The organism is Kitasatospora nipponensis (assembly GCF_039528135.1).
Classification (GTDB): domain Bacteria; phylum Actinomycetota; class Actinomycetes; order Streptomycetales; family Streptomycetaceae; genus Kitasatospora; species Kitasatospora nipponensis.
On sequence record NZ_BAAALF010000361.1, the window covers coordinates 1 to 3,415 of the forward strand.

The window sequence follows — 3,415 nt, forward strand, 5'->3', positions numbered from 1 at the left end:
CCCGGCTCCGGTCGCTGCCCCGGCCCCCGCGCCGGTGGCCGCCCCGGCCGCCCCCGTGGCCGCGCCGGCTCCGGCCGCCGCTGCCGCGGTCGACGCCGGTGACGCCTACGTGACCCCGCTGGTGCGCAAGCTCGCCGCCGAGCACGGCATCGCGCTCTCCTCCGTCGCCGGCACCGGCGTCGGTGGTCGCATCCGCAAGCAGGACGTCGTGGCCGCGGCCGAGGCCGCCGCCAAGGCCGCCGCTGCCGCCCCCGTCGCGGCGCCCGCCGCCGCGAAGGCCGCCGCCCCGGTCGTCGCCTCGCCGCTGCGTGGCCAGACCGTGCCGATGACCCGCGTGCGCAAGGCCATCGCCAAGCACATGGTCGAGTCGCTCAAGGTGTCGGCGCAGCTGACCACCGTGGTCGAGGTCGACGTCACCCGCGTCATGCAGCTGCGTGCCAAGGCGAAGAACGGCTTCCTGCAGCGCGAGGGCGTCAAGCTCTCGCCGATGCCGTTCTTCATCAAGGCCGCCACCGAGGCGCTCAAGGTGCACCCGGTCGTCAACGCCCGGGTGAACGACGACGACACCATCACGTACCACGACGTCGAGAACGTCGGCATCGCGGTGGACACCGAGAAGGGCCTCTTCGTCCCGGTCGTCCACGGCGCCGGTGACTTCAACATCGCCGGTATCGCGAAGAAGGTCGCGGACCTCGCGGCCCGCACCCGCGACGGTGGCCTCAAGCCCGACGAGCTGGCCGGCGGCACCTTCACGGTGACCAACACCGGTTCGCGCGGCGCGCTGTTCGACACCCCGATCCTCAACCAGCCGCAGGTGGCCATGCTGGGCATCGGTGCCACCGTGCGCCGCCCGGTGGTCATCAACCACCCGGACCTGGGCGAGACGATCGCGATCCGCGACATGGTCTACCTGGCCCTGTCCTACGACCACCGGATCGTCGACGGCGCCGACGCCGCCCGCTTCCTGGGCACCGTCAAGGCCCGCCTGGAAGAGGGCGCCTTCGAGGGCGACCTCGGCCTGTAGGTCCCACCCGCTCCACGGCGACGGCCGGTGCACCCCGCGAGGGGGGCACCGGCGGTCGCCGTTCGCGCTCAGGGGCGGGCGGGGGTGGGCTCCGGAGTGGGTTCGGGTTCCGGGGCGGGGGTCGGTTCCGGATCGGGGAGGGTGCGCAGGGTGCGCAGCGGTCCGCGCAGCAGGAGCAGCGAGCAGAGCACCGCGCCGGCGTAGAGCGCCCCGAGGGTGGCCCGCGGGCCGACCGCCGAGCCCAGCGTCCCGGCCAGCAGGCCGCCCAGCGGGATGGTCCCGTACATCACGAAGCGGATCGCCGAGCCGACCCGGCCCAGCAGCTCCGGCGGGGTGCGGGCCTGCCGGAAGCTGATGATGATCACGTTGCTCGCGACGACGGCGGCGGTCAGGCAGAAGTCGCCGACCAGGAAGGCGAGCAGGCCCGCGCCGCGGCCGGTCAGCGGGACCAGCAGCCCGAACGGGGTGCCGCCGAGAGCGCAGAGCAGCAGGGCCCGGGCCGAGCCCAGCCGCTCACCGAGCCGCGGGGCCAGCGCCGCGCCGGCCACCGCGCCGAGTCCCACCAGGCCGAAGAGCACCCCGATGGAGCCACCGCCCAGGCCCACCGTGCGGCTCAGGAAGAGCACCACGACCGCCTGGCTGCCGCAGAGGAAGAGGTTCATCCCGGCGTCGCAGAACAGGATCGTGCGCAGGTAGGGGTCGGCGGTCAGGAAGCGGATACCGGTGCGGATCTCCGCGCGCAGCGAGCCGCCGGTGCGCACCGCCGGGGGGCGTTCGGTGGTCCGGATCCGGACCAGCAGCGCCGTGGAGAGCAGGAAGCTCACCGTGTCGGCGAGGAAGCCCAGCGCCGCGCCGCCCGCCTGGACCAGCGCCCCGCCGGCGCTGGGGGCCACCAACTCCGCCGCCGAACCGCTCAGTTCGAGCTTCGCGTTGCCGTCGACCAGCAGCTCCTCGGGCAGCAGTTCGGGGACGTAGGCCCCGTAGGCGGCGCTGAAGAAGACGTTGGCCGCGCCGCAGAGCGCCACCGCCAGCAGCAGCTGGCCGACGGTGAGCCGGTGCAGCCAGGCGGCGGCCGTGACCGCCAGCAGGACCGCCGCCGAGAGCAGGTTGGCCCCGATCAGCACCGGCCGGCGGCGGACCCGGTCCACCCAGGCACCGGCCGGCAGGCCGATCAGCAGCCAGGGCAGCCAGGCGGCGGCGCTCAGCAGGCCCATGGTGAAGGCCGAGGCGTGCAGGGTGGTGACCGCGACCAGCGGCAGCACCACCCGGGTCGCCGCGTTGCCGCCCTCGCTGACCGACTGGCCGATCCAGAGCAGCCGGAAGTCGCGGTGGCCCAGCGCGCGCGGCCGCGCGGTGGCGGCCGGGCGCCTCAGCACGGGCGCCGGGGGGTGCGGTGGGCCAGCAGCGCGGGCGCCAGCAGGGCGCCGATCCGGGCGGCGGGCTCGGCGCGCATCATGTCGCCGTGCTCGCAGTCGATCGCGTGGTGCTCGACCGCTCCGGTGAGGTACGGAGCCCAGTCCGCGACCGAGGTGCCGTCGGTCTCCAGCGCCGCCGAGAAGAAGACGGCATCGCCGCGGTACACCTGCGGGCGGTGGGTGAGGTCGAGCCGCGCGTGGCCGACGAAGGCGGTGCCGAGCGCCGCGACCACCTCCTCGCCCAGCCCGGCCAGCGGGCCGTCACCGGCACTCGCCAGCCGGACGAAGTCGGCGAGTTCCAGGGGCCCGGCCGCTTCCCGGGCACCCTGCGGGGCGGCCGGGAGCCGGTGGCCCAGCGAGGCGAGCAGGTCGGCGAGCGTGTCGGGCTCGGGGGCCGTGGCGGGGTCCGGGGCGTCCGCGCCCTCCTGCGGCTCCTGGGGCTCCTGGGGCTCCTGGGCCGGGTAGCCGTCCAGCAGCGCCAGCAGCGCCACCTCCTGTCCCAGGCCCTGCAGGTGGACCGCCATCGCCTGGGCCACCAGCGCGCCGAACGACCAGCCCAACAGCTGGTAGGGCCCGGTGGGCTGGACCCGGCGGATCTGCTCCACGTAGTCGGCCGCCATGTCCGGGACGCTCTTCGGCAGCGCGTCCGGGTCGCGCAGGGCGCGTGCCTGGAGGGCGTACACGGGCTGGTCGGCGTCGAGCCGGTCGAGCAGTGCCGAGTACACCCAGCCGATGCCGGCGCCGGGGTGCACGCAGAAGAGCGGCGTCCGCCCGTCGCCCGCGCGCAGCGGGAGCAGGGGGGCCAGCGAGTCGTGCTCGGTGGCGTCGGCCAGCCGGTCGGCCAGCGCGGCGACCGTGGGCGCGTTGAACAGGTCGTGGATGCCGAGGCCGAGGCCCAGCTCGGTGCGGGCCCGGGAGATGAGGCGGGTGGCGAGCAGGGAGTGGCCGCCGAGGTCGAAGAAGCTCTCCTCGGCGC

General features: G+C 75.5%; 3 protein-coding genes. 1 reads left to right on the forward strand and 2 read right to left on the reverse strand.

Annotation, left to right across the window (positions count from 1 at the left end):
- The coding region (gene sucB, locus ABD323_RS40090; RefSeq protein WP_344447044.1) for a 2-oxoglutarate dehydrogenase, E2 component, dihydrolipoamide succinyltransferase at positions 1–1,024 on the forward strand (1,024 nt) is incomplete at its 5' end.
- Between the two features lie 68 nt (positions 1,025–1,092).
- Here the strand turns inward: sucB and ABD323_RS40095 are convergent.
- Positions 1,093–2,400, reverse strand: coding sequence for an MFS transporter (locus tag ABD323_RS40095; RefSeq protein ID WP_344447045.1), 1,308 nt, complete (start codon positions 2,398–2,400; stop codon positions 1,093–1,095).
- Positions 2,394–3,415 (reverse strand): thioesterase domain-containing protein (locus ABD323_RS40100; RefSeq protein WP_344447046.1); only part of this gene is annotated, 1,022 nt, incomplete at its 5' end. The genes ABD323_RS40100 and ABD323_RS40095, both read right to left, overlap by 7 nt.